Source organism: Streptomyces sp. NPDC019396 (genome assembly GCF_040632375.1).
Taxonomy (GTDB): domain Bacteria; phylum Actinomycetota; class Actinomycetes; order Streptomycetales; family Streptomycetaceae; genus Streptomyces.
The window spans coordinates 1-19179 of sequence record NZ_JBEYBS010000046.1 but is presented as its reverse complement, the minus strand read 5'-3'; the positions used below and the strand labels follow the sequence as shown (position 1 = coordinate 19179).

The window sequence follows — 19179 nt, the reverse complement described above, 5'->3', positions numbered from 1 at the left end:
CGGTTACATTTCGAACCCGGAAGCTAAGCCTTTCAGCGCCGATGGTACTGCAGGGGGGACCCTGTGGGAGAGTAGGACACCGCCGAACAATTTTTGGGAAAAGCCCCGTACCGTGACCGGTACGGGGCTTTTCTGCGTTTACGGCCAGTCGGACCCGGACAGTATTCCTGGCCCCGTCGCCGGGGCCAGGAATACTGACTTCCTACAGTCGGCCTGCTGCCTTCAAAGCGAGATAGGCGTCCGCGACCGCGGGAGCCAGATCGTCCGGCGTGTCATCGACGACCGTGACGCCGTGCCGTTGGAGCTGCTCCGCGGTACGCCGGCGCTGGACTTGTGCTTGCGCGCCGGAGGCAGCGTCGTAGACGGCATCGAGAGTGCCCCGCCCGCCCGCCATCTCCTCGACGTGAGGGTCGGTGACGGCAGCCAGAAGGACCGTGTGCCGCTGAGTGAGCTGAGGAAGAACCGGCAGGAGGCCCTCCTCGATCGGGGCGGCGTCGAGGCTCGTCATCAGCACGATGAGCGAGCCACGTGGTGCATGACGGAGTGCCGCGGCACTGAGCCCGCGGGCGTCCGTCTCGACCAGCTCGGGTTCGAGCGGCACCAGGGCATTGACCATGGCGGGGAGCACGTCCCCGGCTGCCCGGCCCTGGACCTGGGCCCGCGTGCGGCGGTCATAGGCCAGAAGGTCCACTCGGTCCCCGGCCCGTGTGGCGAGCGCGGTCAGAAGCAGTGCTGCGTCCATCGCCGCGTCCAGACGGGGCACATCGCCCACTCGGCCAGCCGAGGTGCGTCCGGTGTCGAGGACGATGAGGATGTGGCGGTCCCGCTCGGGACGCCAGGTGCGGACCGCGACGGTGTTCTGGCGGGCAGTGGCACGCCAGTCGATCGAGCGGGTGTCGTCGCCGGGCACATAGTCACGCAGGCTGTCGAACTCGGTGCCTTCGCCACGGGTGAGCACGCTGGTGCGACCGTCCAGCTCGCGCAGCCGGGCGAGGCGCGACGGCAGGTGTTTGCGGCTGGTGAAGGGCGGCAGGACGCGAACAGCCCAGGGCACGTGGTGGTTTCCCTGGCGTGCTGCGAGACCGAGTGGCCCGTAGGAGCGGACGGTGACGCGTGCCGCGTGACGGTCCCCGCGGCGCGTGGGGCGCAGGATCGTCGGGACCCGGCGGCGCTCACCGGCCGGGACCGTGACCTTGTTCCGGGACGCGGCCTGCTCCGTGCCCGGGAGCCAGCTGCTGGGCGGCCAGGCGTCACGGAGGTCGGCACGCAGACGGCGACCGGAGGGGTTGGTGACGGTGAGCTGGACTTCCGCGCTCTCGCCGAGTCGAACTGACGTATCACCACTTCGGGTGAACTGGAGCCTGCGCACTGGTGCAGCCATGGCGTAGTCGCACAGAATTGCTACGGAGAGGGGAGCGTTCACCGCCAGGATTCCGGCCCAGCTGGGTGCGAAAACACCGATGGGGATGGATCCGAGGGCGGCGAGCAGAGCGGTTCGTCCGGTGAGGGCCATGGTGCACTGCCTCAGCGGGGGACGGGGACATGGGTGAGGATCGCGGAGATGACGGAATCAGGGGTGATTCCCTCCATCTCCGCCTCGGGACGCAGCTGGATGCGGTGCCGCAGGGTGGGAAGGGCGAGCGCTTTCACATCGTCGGGGGTCACGTAGTCCCTGCCGGTGAGCCAGGCCCAGGCCCGGGCGGTGGAGAGCAGTGCGGTTGCTCCACGAGGGGAGACACCGAGGGTGAGCGAGGGGGATTCACGGGTGGCACGACAGATATCGACGACATAGCCGGCGATCTCGGGGGACACCGAAGTCTTCGCGACAGCCGCGCGAGCCGCGGCGAGGTCGGCGGGTCCGGCGACGGGACGGATTCCCGCAGACTGGAGGTCACGAGGGTTGAAGCCGTCGGCGTGCCGGGCGAGGACGCTGATCTCCTCCTGGCGTGAGGGCAGTGGCACGGTCAGCTTGAGGAGGAAGCGGTCCAGCTGGGCCTCGGGCAAGGGGTAAGTGCCCTCGTACTCGACCGGGTTCTGGGTCGCCGCGACGAGGAACGGGTCGGGGAGCGGGCGCGGGGTGCCGTCCACTGTGACCTGGCGTTCCTCCATGGCTTCCAGCAGCGATGCCTGGGTCTTCGGCGGTGTCCGGTTGATCTCGTCGGCGAGCAGCAGGTTGGTGAACACCGGGCCGGGCTGGAAGGAGAACTCCGCGGTCCGTGCGTCGTAGACCAGTGAACCGGTGACATCGCTGGGCATCAGGTCGGGCGTGAACTGGACACGCTTGGTGTCGAGTTCGAGAGAGGCGGCAAGCGCGCGGACCAGGAGTGTCTTGGCCACGCCGGGTACTCCCTCGAGCAGCACATGACCGCGGCAGAGCAGGGCGACGACAAGCCCGGTCACTGCGGAGTCCTGCCCGACCACGGCCTTCGCGATCTCGGTTCGCAGGGCCTCCAGGGAGGCGCGTGCGCTGTCCGAGCTCGCGGCAGTGGCGGCGGTCTCGGGGGTCGGGGCGCTCATGAGGTGCGTACCTCTCTTTCGAGGGCGTCGAGTTGGTCGGCCAGGCGGATCAGAGCTGCGTCATTGCCAGGACGCGGGCCGAAGAGCAGGCCGTCGAGGTCCCAGTCTTCGGCCGGGAGATGTGCGGACAGGGCGGGGAGCAGGACTTCCGGGGAGTGCGCGTCCGCTGGGGAGATGCCGAGCAGTGGCGCGAGACGGGAGCGAGTGGCCGCGCGGAGCGTGGCGGCGGCCCGGTCGCGGGCGTTGACCTTGCGGTAGAGGCGGGCTCGGCCTTCGACCGACTCGGAGGCGCGGATGGCGACGGGCAGACGCTCCGTCACCAGTGGTCCGAGGCGGCGGGCTCGCCAGACGGCGGCGAGCAGTGCGGCGATCAGGAGCTGGAGGGTGCCCCACAGCCAGCCGGTGGGGATCAGATCGGCGAGGGCGCTCGCGCCGGACCCGCCCTCGCCGGCAGCGGATTGGTCACTGAGCGAAGGGAGGTACCAGACGAGATGAGGCCGGGACCCGAGGAGTTGGAGCGCGAGCGAGGCGTTGCCCTGTTCGCCGAGGCGCTCGTTGTAGAGGATGTCGGGGGAGCCGAGCAGGACCGTGTCGCCGTCGTCCGGGTTCTTGATGGTGAGCAGGCTCGGGAGGCCGTCGCTGGGGTAGCAGGTCTGTGCTCCCGGCAGCGCGTCCGTCGCGTAGCGCTCACCGCCGATGTCCACTGTCCCGGCGCGCTGGGCGGCGGGGAAGGCGCACCGGGGCTCGCGGGCGGAGACGGAGGTCTGGGTCCCGGCCCGCACACCGGGGGCGAGTGTCTCTACCGAGGCGGTCCCGGCGGCCACGAGCACGGTGCGGCCGCCCGAGGGCGCCATGGCCGTGTGCAACGACTGCTGTTGATGCTTCGTCAGCAGGTCGGGCGCGGTCACCAGGAGGGTCGTGTCCGGTCCGGTGGCTTCGGTGGCCTGGTCGAGTGTGGCGACCACGCGGGTGTCGACCCCCTGCTGCTTGAGCAGTTCGGCCACAGCCCGGCTGCCCGGGCGGTCCGCGGAGCGGGGGTCGAGACGGCCGTGCTGGTCACCGGAGCGCACGGCGGCGAGCGCGATTCCCGCGGTGACGAGGATGGTGAGGACGATCAGCACGCCGCGTGTGCGGGTCCAGATCTGGTGGGTGCTGAGGGCGAGAGAAGTGGAGGGGCCGGCAGGGCCTGTCCCGGTTTCGGGGGCGCTCATTCGGCCGCTCCCCGGGCGACCGTGCTGAGCTGGGGCTTGGTGCGCTCGACTTGGTCGTCGAGGTCCTTGAGACGCAGATACGTCTGCTGGTCGGCGATGCGGCCCCCGTATGTGATGTCATCGAAGGCCCGTGCCGCGTCGCGGAGTGCGTCGGCGTGGTCGGGCAGTGGCCGTCCGGCCTCCGCGGCGGCCTCGTCGGCGGTGCGTCCGGGGCGGGGGTCGAGCAGAGCACGCTCCTCGAGGGCGCGGACGATCGCCCGCATCCGTTCCTGGACGGCCTGGTTGAACTGCCCGGCCGCGGCGTGCTCGTCGGCGGCGGCCCGGTGCTGGTCGGCGCTGCGCGGGCCCTGGTTGAAGAGGGATTCGCCGGTGGTGGGGCTGCGCCGGGGGGTGCCCAGCCTCCACCAGAGCGCCACGGTCAGGGCGATGACGAGCAGCACGATCACGACAAGCCCGACCACTCCTCCCGGAGTGGCCCCGGCCGCGGTGTCGAAGACGCCGTTGACCCACTCCCAGAAGCGGTCGAGGGCGCGCTGGAGCAGGTTCGGGTCGTTCTCGTGGTACATCGGTTTGGACAGCTCCCGCTCGGCGGCCTCCCGGGCGGGGTCCCGGGGAATGTCCACCGGTACGCCCGGGCTGTCGTCCGCGCGGGGCAGCAACAGCCGCGCCGTGATGGTTCCCCCCGTGACGGGCACGTCGTCAGCCCCCGGTGGCCGCGTCGCCGGTGGTCGGAGTGTCGTAGCCGGGGATGCCGGCGGCCCGGGCGAGTTCGAGGTCGAGCGCCTCGCGGCGGATGCGCTGGTCCACGTAGAGGAGGACCGTGACCCCGGCCGAGATCGGGTAGGTGATGGAGGAAGTGATCACGGCGCCGATGCCGGTGATGATCAGGAACGGCCAGCCGAACTCGGGCGTGGTGCCGTCGAACATGGCGTTCAGACCGTTGCCGTCGACTATGAAGGCGATCAGGGTGAACGGGGTCGCGATGATCATCGAGACGATGAAGGTGAGCACCAGCACCAGCAGCAGGATGCCGAAGGTCCTCCACCAGGCACCGTTGACCAGCTTGGCGGAGCGGCGCATGGACGGCAGGATGCCCTGCCGCTCCAGCATCAGCGCGGGCGAGGCGAGGGCGTAGCGGACCCAGAGCCAGATGGTGACGAGCACCCCGGCGAGGACGCCCAGCACCCGCAGGGCGACGGAGTCGAGCAGCACTCCGGGGAGGATTCCCACGGTGACGGTGCCCGCGCAGATCAACACGATCAGCACGGTCAGGCCGAGGAGTTGGAGCAGCCGGGGCCGGGCCTCCGCCCAGGCGTCGGCGAGGCTGACCTGACGGCCCAGCACCGAGCGGCTGATCACCACGGTGAGCAGCGCCGTGATGATGATGGAGGTGATCAGTCCGATGCCCAGGGCCGGGAGCGAGGCGATCAGGCTCGACTGGGTGGACTCGACGACCTGGTTGAGGGCTTCCTGCGGGGTCGCGTCCGGGTTCGTGGCCGGGGGTGCGGGGACCAGGTAGCGCTGGATGAGGATGTCGGCCAGCTGCGTGATGACGGACAGGGTGATCGTGATGCTCAGGACGGTGCGCCAGTGCGCGCGCAGAGTCGACACCGCACCGTCGAGGATCTCGCCCGTCCCGAGGGGCCGCAGCGGGATCACACCGGGCTTCGCGGCGGGTGGCGTGCCCCAGCCGTGACGCGGTGTGCCGCCCCAGCCGGGCTGTGTCGGAGGCTGGGACCCGCCCCCCGGCGTCGTGGGCGGGGTCCACTGACCGGGAGGCGGCTGCTGCTCGGACCACTTCGAGGCGGGGTCTGCCGCACCGGTGGGCTGCTGCACTCCGGAGTCCTGGCCGTCGGCGGGCACGGATCCGGGCGCTGCCCAGCCCGGAGTGTCGTTCACAGTCGTCCACCTCGTGGGGTGCTTGTGCGGCCGGCTCGGCGAGCCTGCGCTGTCCTGACACCTGTCCGCCCGGGTGGCGGTAGGCCGGCAGCCATCGTGCCACGCGCCGCTCGCCGGTGGGCCAGGGCGTGGATCATCATTTCCACCTTCATTGTGGCTGCCGCAACGGGCAGACTGGGCGAATGGCTGATCAGCACATTCAGGTGCCGGACGGTGCGCAGGCTCCGCTGCCGTCACTGCGTTGGGACGAGCTCCCCGATGGACCCGTACTGGTTCTTCTCGATCAGACCCGGTTGCCGGCCGAGGAGGCCGAGTTCGTCTGCGGGGATGTCCCGGCGCTGGTGCGGGCGATTCAGACGCTTGCCGTGCGTGGGGCTCCGCTGCTGGGGATCGCGGGCGCGTACGGGGTGGCCCTTGCGGCGGTGCGCGGGGAGGACGTCGACGAGGCGGCTGCCGCGCTGGAAGGGGCGCGGCCCACCGCGGTGAACCTGGGTCACGGGGTGCGGCGGGCGGCCGGCGCGCATCGGGACGCGGTGGGCGCGGGAGCCGGTGCGCGGGAGGCGGCGGCTGCCGCACTCGCCGCTGCGGAGGCCCTGCACCGGGAGGACGCCGAGGCCAGCGCCCGTATGGCGGGCCACGGGCTCGCCCTGCTCGAGGAGCTGCTCCCGGCCGGTGATCACCGCATACTGACGCACTGCAACACCGGGCGTCTGGTCTCGGGTGGTCAGGGCACGGCTTTCGCCGTGGCGCTCGCCGCGCACCGCGCGGGCCGGCTGCGCACACTGTGGGTGGACGAAACACGTCCGTTGCTCCAGGGCGCCCGGCTCACCGCCTACGAGGCCGATGCGCATGGGATGGCGTACCAGCTGCTCACGGACAACGCGGCGGGCTCGCTGTTCGCGGCGGGGCAGGTGGACGCGGTGCTGATCGGAGCGGATCGGATCGCCGCCGACGGCTCCGTGGCCAACAAGGTGGGCAGCTATCCGCTGGCGGTGCTGGCCAAGTACCACCATGTGCCGTTCATCGTGGTGGCGCCGACCACCACCGTGGATCTCGGCACCCCGGACGGGGGATCGATAGAGGTCGAACAGCGGTCGGGACAGGAGGTCTCAGGCATGTACGCGTCACATGTGTACAACCCTGCGTTCGATGTCACACCGCCCGAGCTGGTGACCGCTGTCGTCACCGAGGAAGGGGTGGCGTCGCCCGTCACCATGGTCCGGCTGGCGGAGCTGTGTGCCAGGTCACGTCAGGTCTCGATGAGCTAATGGGATGATGTCGAATATGAAGGGACGCGTCCTTGTCGTCGATGACGACACCGCACTTGCCGAGATGCTCGGGATCGTGCTGCGTGGTGAAGGGTTCGAGCCGTCGTTCGTAGCGGACGGCGACAAGGCCCTCGCCGCTTTCCGTGAGGCCAAACCGGACCTGGTACTGCTTGACCTCATGCTGCCCGGCAGGGACGGCATCGAGGTGTGCCGGTTGATCAGGGCCGAGTCTGGTGTGCCCATCGTGATGCTCACAGCCAAGAGCGACACCGTGGACGTGGTCGTCGGGCTGGAGTCCGGCGCGGACGACTACATCGTGAAGCCGTTCAAGCCGAAGGAGCTCGTGGCCCGGATCAGGGCGCGGCTGCGCAGGTCGGAGGAACCGGCTCCCGAGCAGCTCACCATCGGTGACCTGGTCATCGACGTGGCGGGTCACTCCGTGAAGCGGGACGGGCAGTCGATCGCGCTGACCCCGCTCGAGTTCGATCTGCTGGTCGCGCTGGCCCGCAAGCCGTGGCAGGTGTTCACCCGCGAGGTGCTGCTCGAGCAGGTGTGGGGCTACCGTCACGCAGCCGACACCAGGCTGGTGAACGTGCACGTGCAGCGGCTGCGCTCCAAGGTCGAGAAGGACCCGGAGCGTCCGGAGATCGTGGTGACCGTCCGTGGCGTCGGCTACAAGGCAGGACCGAGCTGACATGACCGTGGGCAGTACTGCTCCGAAACCCGGGGGGCCGGGAGTCCGTACGGGGCGGGCTGCCGGACCGGGTCGTGAGCCTTCGCGCATAGGCAGGGTGTTCCAGGACGGAGCGCCGGGTGGACCGGTGCTCCGGCTCACCATGCGCTGGATCCGTCGTCCGCTGCTCCCGGCCATCCGGCTGTGGCGACGGAACATCCAGCTGCGTGTGGTGGTCAGCACCCTGCTGATGTCGCTCGGAGTGGTCCTGCTGCTCGGGCTCGTCGTGATCGGCCAGGTCCGCAACGGACTCCTGGACGCGAAGGAGCAGGCGGCGCAGAGCCAGGCCGCCGGAGGCTTCGCCGCGGCCCAGGAGAAGGCCAGCGGTCCGGTCGCGCTCGGCGGCCCCGACGGCGACGCGACCGACGGCAGGCCCGACCGGGGCGCCGTGAACTGGCGATCCGAGCTGGTGGAGCAGCTGTCCAGCGGTGGTCAGGGCGCGTACCACGTGGTGGCGCTCAGCCCGGATTCGGACGACGCGGGCACGAACCGCGGACCGCGCGCGTCCGGCGATGTGGAGCTGAGGAGCATTCCCCAGGGCCTGCGTGACTCCGTCGCGCAGGGCACGGGCACGTTCCAGACGTACGTCGACATCAAGTACTCGCCGCCGAAGGCGCCGGAGGCCGGTCTGGTCGTCGGCAAGCGCCTCAATGACGTCGCGGGCAACGCCTACGAGCTGTACTACCTCTTCCCGCTGACCCAGGAGGACGAGTCGCTGAGCCTCGTCAAGGGGACGCTGGCGACCGCGGGGCTCTTCGTGGTCGTGCTGCTCGGCGCGATCGCGTGGCTGGTGGTGCGGCAGGTCGTGACGCCCGTGAGGATGGCCGCGGGGATCGCGGAACGACTCTCCGCCGGACGCCTCCAGGAGCGGATGAAGGTCTCCGGCGAGGACGACATCGCCAGGCTGGGCGAGGCCTTCAACAAGATGGCGCAGAACCTCCAGCACAAGATCCAGCAGATGGAGGACCTGTCCCGGATGCAGCGGCGGTTCGTCTCGGACGTCTCGCACGAGCTGCGCACTCCGCTGACCACCGTGCGGATGGCGGCGGACGTCATCCACGAGGCCCGGGCGGACTTCGACCCGGTGACGGCCCGATCCGCGGAACTTCTCGGGGACCAGCTGGACCGCTTCGAGTCGCTGCTCGCCGACCTGCTGGAGATCAGCCGTTTCGACGCGGGCGCCGCGGCGCTGGACGCCGAGCCCATAGACCTCCGTGACGTGGTGCGCCGGGTCATCGGCGGCGCGGAGCCGCTGGCCGAGCGCAAGGGCACCCGTATCCGGGTCGTCGGCGACGAGCAGCCCGTGGTCGCGGAAGCCGACCCCCGGCGTATCGAGCGGGTCCTACGCAATCTCGTCGTCAACGCCGTCGAACACGGCGAAGGACGTGATGTGGTCGTACGGCTGGCAGCCGCGGGCGGAGCGGTCGCGGTGGCCGTGCGGGACTACGGCGTGGGGCTGAAGCCGGGCGAGGCGACCCGCGTGTTCAACCGCTTCTGGCGGGCCGATCCGGCCCGGGCGCGGACCACCGGCGGCACCGGCCTCGGCCTGTCCATCGCCGTCGAGGACGCACGGCTGCACGGCGGATGGCTCCAGGCCTGGGGCGAGGCGGGCGGCGGCTCGCAGTTCCGGCTCACCCTGCCGCGTACCGCGGACGAGCCGCTGCGCGGTTCCCCGATACCCCTGGAGCCCGAGGACTCCCGGCGCGCCCGGCAGGGCGCCTCCGGTGCGGGTAGCGGCGAGAACGCCCTGCGGCTGGCGACCGTGCCGTCGCAGCCTGTCGGGGACCGCTCGCCGATATCGATGGCCGCCCGGGCGCCGCTGACACCCTCGCGTGCCCAGCCGTCGGCGCCGGTGGACCCCGCGGCACTGCCGGGCAGCGGTGCGCGGGTCGTGGCGCGCCAGACAGGCCAGGCGAGCCAGTCAGGTGAGCGTAGGAGTGACGGCGACGGCGCCGCACGGATCCCGGAGGGGGAGGACTCGACTCGTGGGCGCTGAGCGTCGTCGTCACGGCCGGGGGCGCGTGATGCGGACCGCCGCGCTGCCCACCTGTGCGGCACTGCTGCTGGGTGGGTGTGCGTCGATGCCGGACAGCGGGGATGTCGAGCAGGTGAAGGCCACCCAGGGGGTGGATTCGAAGGTGCGGGTGCTCGCCGTGGCCCCCCGCGAGGGCGCCGAGCCCCAGGAGATCGTCGACGGCTTCCTCGAGGCCATGACAAGTGACGATCCGAGCTTCGCGACGGCACGCAAGTACCTGACCAAGCGGGCCGCCAAGGAGTGGAAGCCGCAGGAGCTGACGACGGTGCTGACCGAGGCGCCGGAGTGGGACCTGTCCACCGCGGAGAAGAACGCGTCCAGCCGCAGCTACACGCTCTCCGGCGAGCAGATCGCCAGGGTGGACCGGAACGCGTACGCGGCGGTGCCGCCGACCCAGTACCGGGGTTTCCTGCGTCTGGTCCAGCAGGGCGGACCTGACGGCAAGGACAAGGAGTGGCGCATCGACTACGCTCCGCGCGGGCTGCTGCTCGGGGAGAGCGACTTCCAGCGCAACTACGGATCCGTCAACCGGTACTACTTCGCTCCCGGCCAGCAGTCTGTGGTCGCGGACCCGGTCTACATCCGGCAGCGGCAGGATCCGGTCACCCGGATGGACCCGGTCGCGCAGACCGTGTCCTCCCTCTTCGACGGGCCGACGACCTGGCTCAGGCCGGTGGTCACCTCCCCCTTCCCCAAGGGCACCGCGCTCAAGGCGGGCACCACGACCCTGACGCCGGACGACCAGAACGTCCTGAAGCTGCCGCTCAACGAGAAGGCCTCCCACGTGGGGCGCACGGCCTGCCAGAAGATGGCCACGCTGGTGCTCCTCACCCTGCGTGGTCTGACCTCGCCGCGAGTCGAGCAGGTGCAGTTGCAGGGTTCCGACGGCCGCACCCTGTGTGTGCTCAGCGCCGACCAGGCGGAGGGTTCCGCCCCGGTGCGCTCATCGGCCCGCGCGGACAACGTGTACTTCGTCGACGAGGACGGGCGGATGGCCGTCGTCGCGCCGACGGGGACTCCGGACAAGTCCACGGTGCGGGGACCGTTCGGCACTGGTGAGCTGCACATAGGCACCCTGGCGGTCGCACGCAACGAACAGCGCGCGGCGGCCGTCTCGCAGGACGGCAGGCACCTCCACGCCGCCTCGATCATCTCCGACGAGAAGCTCGGGGCCCCCTTGGTGAGCAGCACCGGCATCAAGCCGGAGGACCGGCTGTCGGCCCCGAGCTGGGACCGCAGCGATCTCTGGGTCGCCGACCGCAACCCTGCCGGGCCGAGGCTGCTGCGCTTCGCGGGCGGCCGGGGTGCGCCGCAGGAAGTGAGCACCGAAGGGCTCGACGGTGCCCGGATCGAGTCGCTGCGGGTGTCCGCCGACGGAGTGCGCATAGCGCTGCAGCTCACGAAGGACGGCAAGAGCTCTCTGAAGATCGGCCGGATCGAGCGCCGGACGAACGCGGACGGGGCCACGGTGTTCTCGGTGGTCGACCCGCAGTCGGCGGCGCCGCGGCTGGAGGGCGTGACCGCGGTGTCATGGGCAGGGCCGAGCCGGCTCGTGGTGGTCGGCAAGGAGGCGGGGGGTGTGCAGCAGGTGCGGTACATCGCCACGGACGGCTCCCTGTCGCCTGCCGGGGGTGTGCCCGGGCTGAACAAGGTGTCCGCCGTCGCCGCCACCGATGACGAGGAGCAGCCGCTGGTGGCGGTGTCCGAGGACGGGCTGGTGCGGCTGGCGCCGTCCGCGAACTGGCAGACGATGATCGACAAGGGCTCTTCGCCCGTCTACCCGGGGTAGCGGGCGTAGGCGACGGCACCCCCCCGGGAAGTTGTCCACAGGGGTGGCGGGGTGCCCCCCGCCACGGCACAGTGGGCGTCATGCGGGGCTTTTGGCAGGAGATCGCCGGGTTGGTACTGCCGGTGGCCTGCCCCGGTTGCGGATGTCCTCGTACGCCGCTGTGCGAGGAGTGTGCCGGGCGGCTGAGCGGCCGGGAGCCGCAGCGGGTGCGGCCCTGTCCCGAGCCGGCGGGCCTGCCTTCGGTCTTCGCTGCGGCCCGCTACGAGGACGCCGTACGGGCCCTTCTGCTGGCGCACAAGGAGCGCGGCTGCCTGGGACTCGCGGGACCGCTCGGCGGGGCGCTGGCGGGGGCCGTGCGGGCGGCGGTGGCGCAGGCGCCGGGTGAGCAGGGGCCGCTACTGCTCGTGCCCGTGCCGTCGGCGCGGCACGCCGTGCGGGCCCGCGGACAGGATGCGGCACGACGTGTCGCGGTGGCGGCGGCGCGGGTGCTGCGTCGGGGCGGGGTCCGTGCGCGGGCGCTGCCTGTGCTGCGGCAGTGCCGTCCGGTGGCGGATCAGTCGGGCCTCACGGCCCGTCTGAGGCTGGCGAACATGGCAGGGGCTCTGGAGGTGGCGCCCGGTGCCGAGCGGCTACTGGAAGGCTGCAGAGCCGTGCTGGTGGACGATCTGATGACGACGGGTGCCTCGCTGGCGGAGGCGGCGCGGGCGCTGGCTGCCGCGCAGCCCCGGTACTCGGCTGCTGTCGGGGCCGTCGTTGCCGCACCAGCCCTGTCGTTCACCGGTCTGCGGAACCGACCCGGTGGCCTGGACGTTGCAGCCAGTGATGAGCAATTTGACCTGATCGCACGTACGCGCTGGTAGCGGGTGCCGACAACGGCCGGGGCGAGCTATGTTCGGGTGAAGAGGACTGGTGAACTCTGGTCTCCTTCGAATAAATGGCCGAGTTACGGCCGAGCGTTCGTGGTGCAAACGTGAACCTCGAAATTGGTGGGGTGGAGATCTTGCCGATGGGGGAGGAGGAGGTGAAAGTCACCAAGTCCGAGGCTCCGGTGCAGACCGGAGCCTGGTGCAAGAGGGAGACGCTCCGCAGCGCAAGCGGAGCTATCCGGGAACGGAGTTCTGCGTGGACATCGTCGTCAAGGGCCGCAAGACCGAGGTGCCGGAGCGGTTCCGCAAGCACGTGACCGAGAAGCTGAAGCTGGACAAGATCCAGAAGTTCGACGGCAAGGTGATCAGCCTCGACGTCGAGGTGTCCAAGGAGCACAACCCGCGGCAGGCAGACCGTTCCGACCGCGTGGAGATCACCCTCTACTCACGGGGACCGGTGATCAGGGCAGAGGCGTCGGCCGCCGACCCGTACGCGGCGCTCGACCTGGCCACGGCCAAGCTTGAGGGGCGGCTGCGCAAGCAGCACGACAAGCGTCACACGCGCCGGGGCAACGGCCGGCTGTCGGCCGCCGAGGTCGCGGATGTCGTGCCCGGCGTAGCCCAGTTGAACGGAAACGGCCAGCCCGTCTCCGAGGAGAAGTCCGAAGGCATTCCCACCACCACGATCGGCTCGCTCGCAGTGCAGGGCGAAGGCCCGCTGGTGGTCCGCGAGAAGACCCACACCGCCGCTCCGATGTCGCTCGACCAGGCGCTCTACGAAATGGAGTTGGTCGGGCATGACTTCTATCTGTTCGTCGACTCCGAGACCAAGGAGCCCAGTGTCGTCTACCGGCGGCACGCCTATGACTACGGTGTGATCCACCTGAACACCGATCCGTTCGCCGGTGGCGAGTCGGGCGGCGCCGGTGGTGCGCTCGGCGGCTGATCCCGTCGCCCTCGCCGGGTGGTTGGTGCCCCTGGAGCGCTCCAGTGCGCCCCCAGGGGCATCACCGTGCCACCGAGGGACCACCGCGCTGTGGTGCGGGCATGAAATCATGGCGATCCGAGCCAACCGGTGCGCTGCCGATCGAGGTTGGTGGAGCGTAGATGACCCGGGCCACGGCCTCAGGGGGAGGAACGATGGCGGACAGCTTCGGGCCGGTGCAGGCCAGGAGCGGCACCGAGAGCGCGGACGGCGCGCTGACGGATGCCTCCCGCAGGGAGCCGATCCGGGTGCTCGTGGTGGACGACCACGCGCTCTTCCGCCGGGGGCTGGAGATCGTGCTCGCTCAGGAGGAGGACATCCAGGTCGTCGGCGAGGCCGGGGACGGCGCGGAAGCCGTCGACAAGGCGGCCGATCTGCTGCCGGACATCGTGCTGATGGACGTGCGGATGCCGAAGCGCGGTGGGATCGAGGCCTGCACCTCCATCAAGGAGGTAGCCCCCAGTGCGAAGATCATCATGCTGACGATCAGCGACGAGGAAGCCGACCTCTACGACGCGATCAAGGCCGGCGCCACGGGCTATCTCCTCAAGGAGATCTCCACGGACGAGGTCTCCACCGCGATCCGTGCCGTCGCCGACGGTCAGTCGCAGATCAGTCCGTCGATGGCCTCCAAGCTCCTCACCGAGTTCAAGTCGATGATCCAGCGCACCGACGAGCGCCGGCTGGTCCCCGCCCCCCGGCTGACCGAACGCGAGCTGGAGGTGCTCAAGCTGGTGGCCACGGGGATGAACAACCGTGACATCGCCAAGGAGTTGTTCATCTCCGAGAACACCGTGAAGAACCATGTGCGCAACATCCTGGAGAAGCTCCAGCTCCACTCCCGGATGGAAGCGGTCGTCTACGCGATGCGCGAGAAGATCCTCGAGATCCGCTGACCGGAGCCGTGAGCGCGGCGCGTCTCAGTCCAGGGCCGCCACCAGCGGAGCGGCGAGCCCGGGGTGGTCGACGCGTTCGACCCGCACCGAGTCGCAGCCCACCCATTCGGCCGCCTCACGCAGGGCCTTGGCCATCGGCCCGACCGCCTTGGGCCCCTCCAGAGAGACCTGCCGGGCGACCAGCGTTGTGCCCTCACGGGCCGGATCGACGCGGCCCAGCAGCCTGCCGCCCGACAGCAGCGGCATCGCGAAATACCCGTACACCCGCTTCGGCTTGGGGACATACGCCTCCAGCCGGTGAGTGAATCCGAAGATCCGCTCGGTGCGGGCGCGCTCCCAGACCAGTGAGTCGAACGGCGACAGCAGCGTCGTGCGGTGCCGGCCGCGCGGCTCGCTCGCCAGAGCACCGGGGTCGGCCCACGCGGGCCTGTCCCAGCCCTCGACACGGACCGGCACCAGACCCGAGTCGGCGACCACGGTGTCGAACTGCTCGGCCTTGAGCCGGTGGTAGTCCGCGATATCCGCGCGTGTGCCCACACCCAGGGACTGCCCGGCAAGGCGCACCAGGCGTCGCAGGCACTCGCGGTCGTCCAGCTCGTCATGGAGCAGCGCGTCCGGGATCGCGCGCTCGGCGAGGTCGTACACGCGCTTCCAGCCGCGCCGCTCGGTGCACACCACTTCGCCGTGCATCAGCGCCCGCTCGACGGCCACCTTCGAGGCGGACCAGTCCCACCACTCGCCGCCGTTCTTGGCGCCGCCCAGCTCGGTCGCCGTGAGCGGGCCCTCGGCGCGAAGCTGCTTGACCACCGCGTCATAGGCCCCGTCCGGCAGCTCGTGGCCCCAGTGGGGATGGTCGCGGTAGGCGCGACGGCGGAAGGCGAAGTGCGGCCACTCCTCGACGGGCAGGATGCACGCCGCGTGCGACCAGTACTCGAAGGCGTGGGTCTCGGTCCAGTAGGCGTCCTCGACCGTCCCGCGGCCGACCGCCCCCAGCCGGGCGTAGGGGATCAGCTCGTGCGAGCGCGCCAGCACCGAGATCGTGTCGAGCTGGACCGCCCCGAGGTGGCGCAGCACCCCGCGCACGCCGCCCTTGCGGTCCGGGGCTCCGATGAAGCCCTGGGCGCGCAGCGCGATGCGGCGGGCCTCGTCGGCGGACAGTTCGGCGGTGGCGGGCGGTACAGGCGGCACAGTGGACATGCTCCGCACCCTAGACGGAGCCTCTGACAGCCGGGGCCGGCAAGTAGGGCACCGGCGGTGCCAGTCCCAGATCCGAAGGAAGCAGTGAGGCGACCAGGCTGTCCCGGACCGTCCCCCGGGACTGCATGCCCGCGCGAATGACGCCCTCGACCGTGAAGCCCGCCTTCTCGGCCACGGCGAGGGAGGCCGCGTTGCCCACCTCGGCCCGCCACTCCAGGCGCACGCAGCCGAGCTCGGTGAAGGCCCAGCGCGCCAGCGCCAGGGTTGTCTCGGTGGCGTAGCCGCGGCCCCGGTGCCCGGCGGCCGTCCAGTATCCGATCTCCCATCCGCCTTCGCGCGGGTGGTGCAGACCTGCCGAGCCGATCAGCGGGCCACCGCCGCGCGGGCGCACGCAGAAGGCGTAGGACGTGTCGTCGTGCCAGCCGTTCGGCACGGTCCGGCCGATGAAGTCCGCCGCGTGGTTCCTTTCGTACGGGATGGGGAGCGCGGGGGTCCAGCGCTGGATGACGGGGTCCTGATACGCCGCGCACAGGTCCTCGGTGTCGTCCGCCGTGAACGCACGCAGTTCGAGTCGCTCCGTGGTGAGGTGAACAGGCTCCATGCGGGGATTCTTGTCACCGTCCGTCTCCCATGCGAACACTTTTCGGGATGAGGCGGCACCTTCCGCGTACGCCGAGCGTTCATCTTGATGAGTGGCACTCGGCTTCGCTGCCGGGGTTCCCCGTACACCGCCGGGCGTGCCCCGGGGGAGGACCTCCCGGCGTGGCGGTGTCCTCGCTTACGATGGCCGGTGCGGTGGGGCCTACCTGCCGTGCCCGCGCCAGTGTCCATCACACGACCCAGTGCCAGGCCCGACCGGCAAGGAGACCCGCCCCAGTGTCCGTCTTCAACAAGCTCATGCGTGCAGGCGAAGGCAAGATCCTGCGCAAACTGCACCGCATCGCGGACCAGGTCAACTCCGTCGAAGAGGACTTCGCCAGTCTCTCGGACGCCGAGCTGCGGGCGCTCACCGATGAGTACAAGGAGCGCTACGCAGACGGCGAGAGCCTGGACGACCTGCTTCCCGAAGCCTTCGCGACCGTCCGAGAGGCGGCCAAGCGCGTCCTCGGCCAGCGCCACTACGACGTGCAGCTCATGGGTGGTGCCGCACTGCACCTCGGTTACGTCGCCGAGATGAAGACCGGTGAGGGCAAGACCCTCGTCGGCACGCTCCCCGCGTATCTGAACGCGCTCTCGGGCAAGGGCGTCCACCTGATCACGGTCAACGACTACCTGGCCGAGCGCGACTCCGAGATGATGGGCCGGGTGCACAGGTTCCTCGGGCTGTCCGTCGGCTGCATCCTGGCCAACATGACCCCGGCCCAGCGCCGCGAGCAGTACGCCTGCGACATCACGTACGGCACCAACAACGAGTTCGGCTTCGACTATCTGCGCGACAACATGGCGTGGTCCCAGGAGGAGCTCGTCCAGCGCGGCCACAACTTCGCGATCGTCGACGAGGTCGACTCGATCCTCGTGGACGAGGCCCGTACCCCGCTGATCATCTCAGGTCCGGCCGACCAGGCGACCAAGTGGTACGGCGACTTCGCCAAGCTGGTCACCCGCCTCACCAAGGGCGAGGCCGGAAACCCGATGAAGGGCATCGAGGAGACCGGGGACTACGAGGTCGACGAGAAGAAGCGCACCGTCGCCATCCACGAGAGCGGCGTCTCCAAGGTCGAGGACTGGCTGGGCATCGACAACCTCTACGAGTCGGTGAACACCCCGCTCGTGGGCTACCTGAACAACGCCATCAAGGCCAAGGAGCTCTTCAAGAAGGACAAGGACTACGTCGTCATCGACGGCGAAGTCATGATCGTCGACGAGCACACCGGCCGTATCCTCGCCGGCCGCCGCTACAACGAGGGCATGCACCAGGCGATCGAGGCGAAGGAAGGGGTGGACATCAAGGACGAGAACCAGACGCTCGCCACCATCACCCTCCAGAACTTCTTCCTCCTGTACGGCAAGCTCTCCGGAATGACCGGTACGGCCATGACCGAGGCCGCCGAGTTCCACCAGATCTACAAGCTGGGCGTCGTGCCCATCCCGACGAACCGGCCGATGGTCCGCAAGGACCAGTCGGACCTGATCTACCGCACCGAGGTGGCCAAGTTCGAGGCCGTCGTGGACGACATCGCGGAGAAGCACGAGAAGGGCCAGCCGATCCTCGTCGGTACGACGTCGGTCGAGAAGTCCGAGTACCTCTCCCAGCAGCTCAGCAAGCGCGGTATCCAGCACGAGGTGCTCAACGCCAAGCAGCACGAGCGTGAGGCCTCGATCGTGGCCCAGGCCGGCCGCAAGGGCGCGGTCACGGTCGCCACGAACATGGCCGGACGTGGTACGGACATCAAGCTCGGCGGCAACCCGGACGATCTCGCCGAGGCGGAGCTGCGCCAGCAGGGCCTCGACCCGTTCGAGCACGTCGAGGAGTGGGCCGCGGCCCTCCCCGCCGCCCTGGACAAGGCCGAGCAGGCCGTCCGGGCGGAGTTCGAGGAGGTCAAGTCGCTCGGCGGCCTGTATGTGCTGGGTACCGAGCGGCACGAGTCGAGGCGTATCGACAACCAGCTGCGTGGTCGTTCCGGCCGTCAGGGCGACCCGGGTGAGTCCCGCTTCTACCTCTCGCTGGGCGACGACCTGATGCGTCTGTTCAAGGCGCAGATGGTCGAGCGGGTCATGTCCATGGCCAACGTTCCGGACGATGTGCCGATCGAGAACAAGATGGTGACGCGGGCGATCGCGTCCGCCCAGTCGCAGGTCGAGCAGCAGAACTTCGAGACGCGTAAGAACGTCCTGAAGTACGACGACGTGCTCAACCGCCAGCGCAAGGTCATCTACGCCGAACGCCGCCGGGTGCTGGAGGGCGAGGACCTGCGCGAGCAGATCCACCACTTCATGGACGACACCATCGAGGCGTACGTCCAGGCGGAGACCGTCGAGGGCTTCGCCGAGGACTGGGACCTGGACCGCCTGTGGGGCGCCTTCAAACAGCTCTACCCGGTGAAGGCCACCATCGAGGAGCTCGAGGACGCGGCAGGGGACCGGGCAGGCATCACCGCCGAGTTCATCTCCGAGTCCATCATGGACGACATCCACGAGCAGTACGAGGAGCGCGAGAAGCAGCTCGGCTCGGACATCATGCGCGAGTTGGAGCGGCGCGTGGTGCTGTCCGTGCTGGACCGCAAGTGGCGCGAGCACCTGTACGAGATGGACTACCTCCAGGAGGGCATCGGCCTGCGGGCGATGGCCCAGAAGGACCCGCTGGTCGAGTACCAGCGCGAGGGCTTCGACATGTTCACCGCGATGATGGACGGCATCAAGGAGGAGTCCGTCGGCTACCTGTTCAACCTGGAGGTCCAGGTCGAGCAGCAGGTCGAGGAAGTCCCCGTGCAGGACGCGGCCGAGAAGGCCTCCCTCACCAAGGAGGACGCGGTGCCCGCGGGCGCCGGACGCCCTGAGATCCGTGCCAAGGGCCTGGACGCCCCGCAGCGCCCGGACCGGCTCCACTTCTCCGCGCCCACGGTCGACGGAGAGGGCGGAATCGTCGAGGGCGACTTCACCAACGATGACGGGCCGGCGCGGTCCGAGTCGGACGGCATGACGCGTGCGGAGCGCCGCAAGGCGCAGAAGAGCACGGGTGGTCGCCGCCGCAAGAAGTAGTCCCGCACGGGGATCCAGTAACGGGACCCGTGAAGGGCAGTGACGGCCGTGGGCCGGACACCGGGCAGCCGGTGTCCGGCCCAC

The 19179-nt window shown here is 70.0% G+C and carries 15 protein-coding genes and 1 rRNA gene; 9 read left to right on the top strand and 7 right to left on the bottom strand.

The window, feature by feature from the left end; translation table 11 throughout:
* Window positions 1-88: ribosomal RNA gene (gene rrf, locus ABZ532_RS30180) — 5S ribosomal RNA — on the top strand; the annotation flags it as partial.
* A gap of 114 nt (window positions 89-202) precedes the next feature.
* Here the strand turns inward: rrf and ABZ532_RS30175 are convergent.
* The 5 genes from ABZ532_RS30175 to ABZ532_RS30155 are packed head-to-tail and all read right to left on the bottom strand — an operon-like array spanning window position 203 to window position 5627.
* Window positions 203-1513: a DUF58 domain-containing protein gene (locus ABZ532_RS30175; protein ID WP_361290790.1), complete on the bottom strand. Its 1311-nt coding sequence runs from the start codon at window positions 1511-1513 to the stop codon at window positions 203-205.
* An 11-nt stretch (window positions 1514-1524) separates the two neighbouring features.
* Window positions 1525-2517 (bottom strand): MoxR family ATPase, encoded by a 993-nt coding sequence (locus ABZ532_RS30170; RefSeq protein ID WP_361290787.1) that lies wholly within the window; start codon window positions 2515-2517, stop codon window positions 1525-1527.
* Window positions 2514-3728: a DUF4350 domain-containing protein gene (locus ABZ532_RS30165; RefSeq protein WP_361290784.1), complete on the bottom strand. Its 1215-nt coding sequence runs from the start codon at window positions 3726-3728 to the stop codon at window positions 2514-2516. The genes ABZ532_RS30170 and ABZ532_RS30165 overlap by 4 nt, the downstream gene beginning before the upstream one ends.
* Window positions 3725-4402: a DUF4129 domain-containing protein gene (locus tag ABZ532_RS30160; RefSeq protein ID WP_361290793.1), complete on the bottom strand. Its 678-nt coding sequence runs from the start codon at window positions 4400-4402 to the stop codon at window positions 3725-3727. Before ABZ532_RS30160 ends, ABZ532_RS30165 begins: the two co-directional genes overlap by 4 nt.
* A gap of 25 nt (window positions 4403-4427) precedes the next feature.
* Window positions 4428-5627 carry a hypothetical protein gene (locus tag ABZ532_RS30155; RefSeq protein WP_361290781.1) on the bottom strand — a complete coding sequence of 400 codons (1200 nt, stop codon included), beginning with the start codon at window positions 5625-5627 and terminating at the stop codon, window positions 4428-4430.
* Window positions 5628-5809: 182 nt separating this feature from the next.
* On the opposite strand from ABZ532_RS30155, the gene mtnA reads away from it, so the two are divergent.
* From mtnA to ABZ532_RS30120, 7 genes are all read left to right on the top strand, one after another.
* The gene (mtnA, locus tag ABZ532_RS30150) at window positions 5810-6895 is read left to right on the top strand and encodes an S-methyl-5-thioribose-1-phosphate isomerase (protein ID WP_361290778.1); all 1086 of its coding nucleotides are present in this window, start codon (window positions 5810-5812) and stop codon (window positions 6893-6895) included.
* A 4-nt stretch (window positions 6896-6899) separates the two neighbouring features.
* On the top strand, window positions 6900-7589 hold the full coding sequence (mtrA, locus tag ABZ532_RS30145) for a two-component system response regulator MtrA (RefSeq protein WP_219852863.1): 690 nt from the start codon (window positions 6900-6902) through the stop codon (window positions 7587-7589).
* Between the two features lies 1 nt (window position 7590).
* Entirely contained in the window at window positions 7591-9624 is a 2034-nt protein-coding gene (gene mtrB, locus ABZ532_RS30140; RefSeq protein WP_361290775.1) for an MtrAB system histidine kinase MtrB, read from the top strand.
* Complete coding sequence (locus ABZ532_RS30135; RefSeq protein ID WP_361290772.1) at window positions 9614-11452, top strand: LpqB family beta-propeller domain-containing protein; 1839 nt, start codon at window positions 9614-9616, stop codon at window positions 11450-11452. Before mtrB ends, ABZ532_RS30135 begins: the two co-directional genes overlap by 11 nt.
* An 80-nt stretch (window positions 11453-11532) precedes the next feature.
* The gene (locus ABZ532_RS30130) at window positions 11533-12312 is read left to right on the top strand and encodes a ComF family protein (protein ID WP_361290769.1); all 780 of its coding nucleotides are present in this window, start codon (window positions 11533-11535) and stop codon (window positions 12310-12312) included.
* A 262-nt stretch (window positions 12313-12574) separates the two neighbouring features.
* Window positions 12575-13264: a ribosome-associated translation inhibitor RaiA gene (gene raiA, locus ABZ532_RS30125; RefSeq protein WP_361290766.1), complete on the top strand. Its 690-nt coding sequence runs from the start codon at window positions 12575-12577 to the stop codon at window positions 13262-13264.
* A 194-nt stretch (window positions 13265-13458) separates the two neighbouring features.
* Complete coding sequence (locus ABZ532_RS30120) at window positions 13459-14199, top strand: response regulator transcription factor (protein ID WP_361290763.1); 741 nt, start codon at window positions 13459-13461, stop codon at window positions 14197-14199.
* Between the two features lie 24 nt (window positions 14200-14223).
* On the opposite strand, the gene ABZ532_RS30115 is transcribed toward ABZ532_RS30120, so the two are convergent.
* Complete coding sequence (locus ABZ532_RS30115; RefSeq protein WP_361290760.1) at window positions 14224-15396, bottom strand: crosslink repair DNA glycosylase YcaQ family protein; 1173 nt, start codon at window positions 15394-15396, stop codon at window positions 14224-14226.
* Window positions 15397-15406: 10 nt separating this feature from the next.
* Window positions 15407-15997, bottom strand: coding sequence for a GNAT family protein (locus ABZ532_RS30110; protein WP_361290757.1), 591 nt, complete (start codon window positions 15995-15997; stop codon window positions 15407-15409).
* A gap of 275 nt (window positions 15998-16272) precedes the next feature.
* On the opposite strand from ABZ532_RS30110, the gene secA reads away from it, so the two are divergent.
* The gene (secA, locus tag ABZ532_RS30105) at window positions 16273-19095 is read left to right on the top strand and encodes a preprotein translocase subunit SecA (protein WP_361290754.1); all 2823 of its coding nucleotides are present in this window, start codon (window positions 16273-16275) and stop codon (window positions 19093-19095) included.
* The last annotated feature ends 84 nt before the right edge of the window (window positions 19096-19179 follow it).

Bases quoted from the DNA above. Each gene is read 5' to 3' on its own strand.
- ABZ532_RS30175 (WP_361290790.1), bottom strand. From the start codon at position 1,513: ATGGCCCTCACCGGACGAACCGCTCTGCTCGCCGCCCTCGGATCCATC.
- ABZ532_RS30170 (WP_361290787.1), bottom strand. From the start codon at position 2,517: ATGAGCGCCCCGACCCCCGAGACCGCCGCCACTGCCGCGAGCTCGGAC.
- ABZ532_RS30165 (WP_361290784.1), bottom strand. From the start codon at position 3,728: ATGAGCGCCCCCGAAACCGGGACAGGCCCTGCCGGCCCCTCCACTTCT.
- mtnA (WP_361290778.1), top strand. From the start codon at position 5,810: ATGGCTGATCAGCACATTCAGGTGCCGGACGGTGCGCAGGCTCCGCTG.
- mtrA (WP_219852863.1), top strand. From the start codon at position 6,900: ATGATGTCGAATATGAAGGGACGCGTCCTTGTCGTCGATGACGACACC.
- mtrB (WP_361290775.1), top strand. From the start codon at position 7,591: ATGACCGTGGGCAGTACTGCTCCGAAACCCGGGGGGCCGGGAGTCCGT.
- ABZ532_RS30130 (WP_361290769.1), top strand. From the start codon at position 11,533: ATGCGGGGCTTTTGGCAGGAGATCGCCGGGTTGGTACTGCCGGTGGCC.
- ABZ532_RS30120 (WP_361290763.1), top strand. From the start codon at position 13,459: ATGGCGGACAGCTTCGGGCCGGTGCAGGCCAGGAGCGGCACCGAGAGC.
- ABZ532_RS30115 (WP_361290760.1), bottom strand. From the start codon at position 15,396: ATGTCCACTGTGCCGCCTGTACCGCCCGCCACCGCCGAACTGTCCGCC.
- ABZ532_RS30110 (WP_361290757.1), bottom strand. From the start codon at position 15,997: ATGGAGCCTGTTCACCTCACCACGGAGCGACTCGAACTGCGTGCGTTC.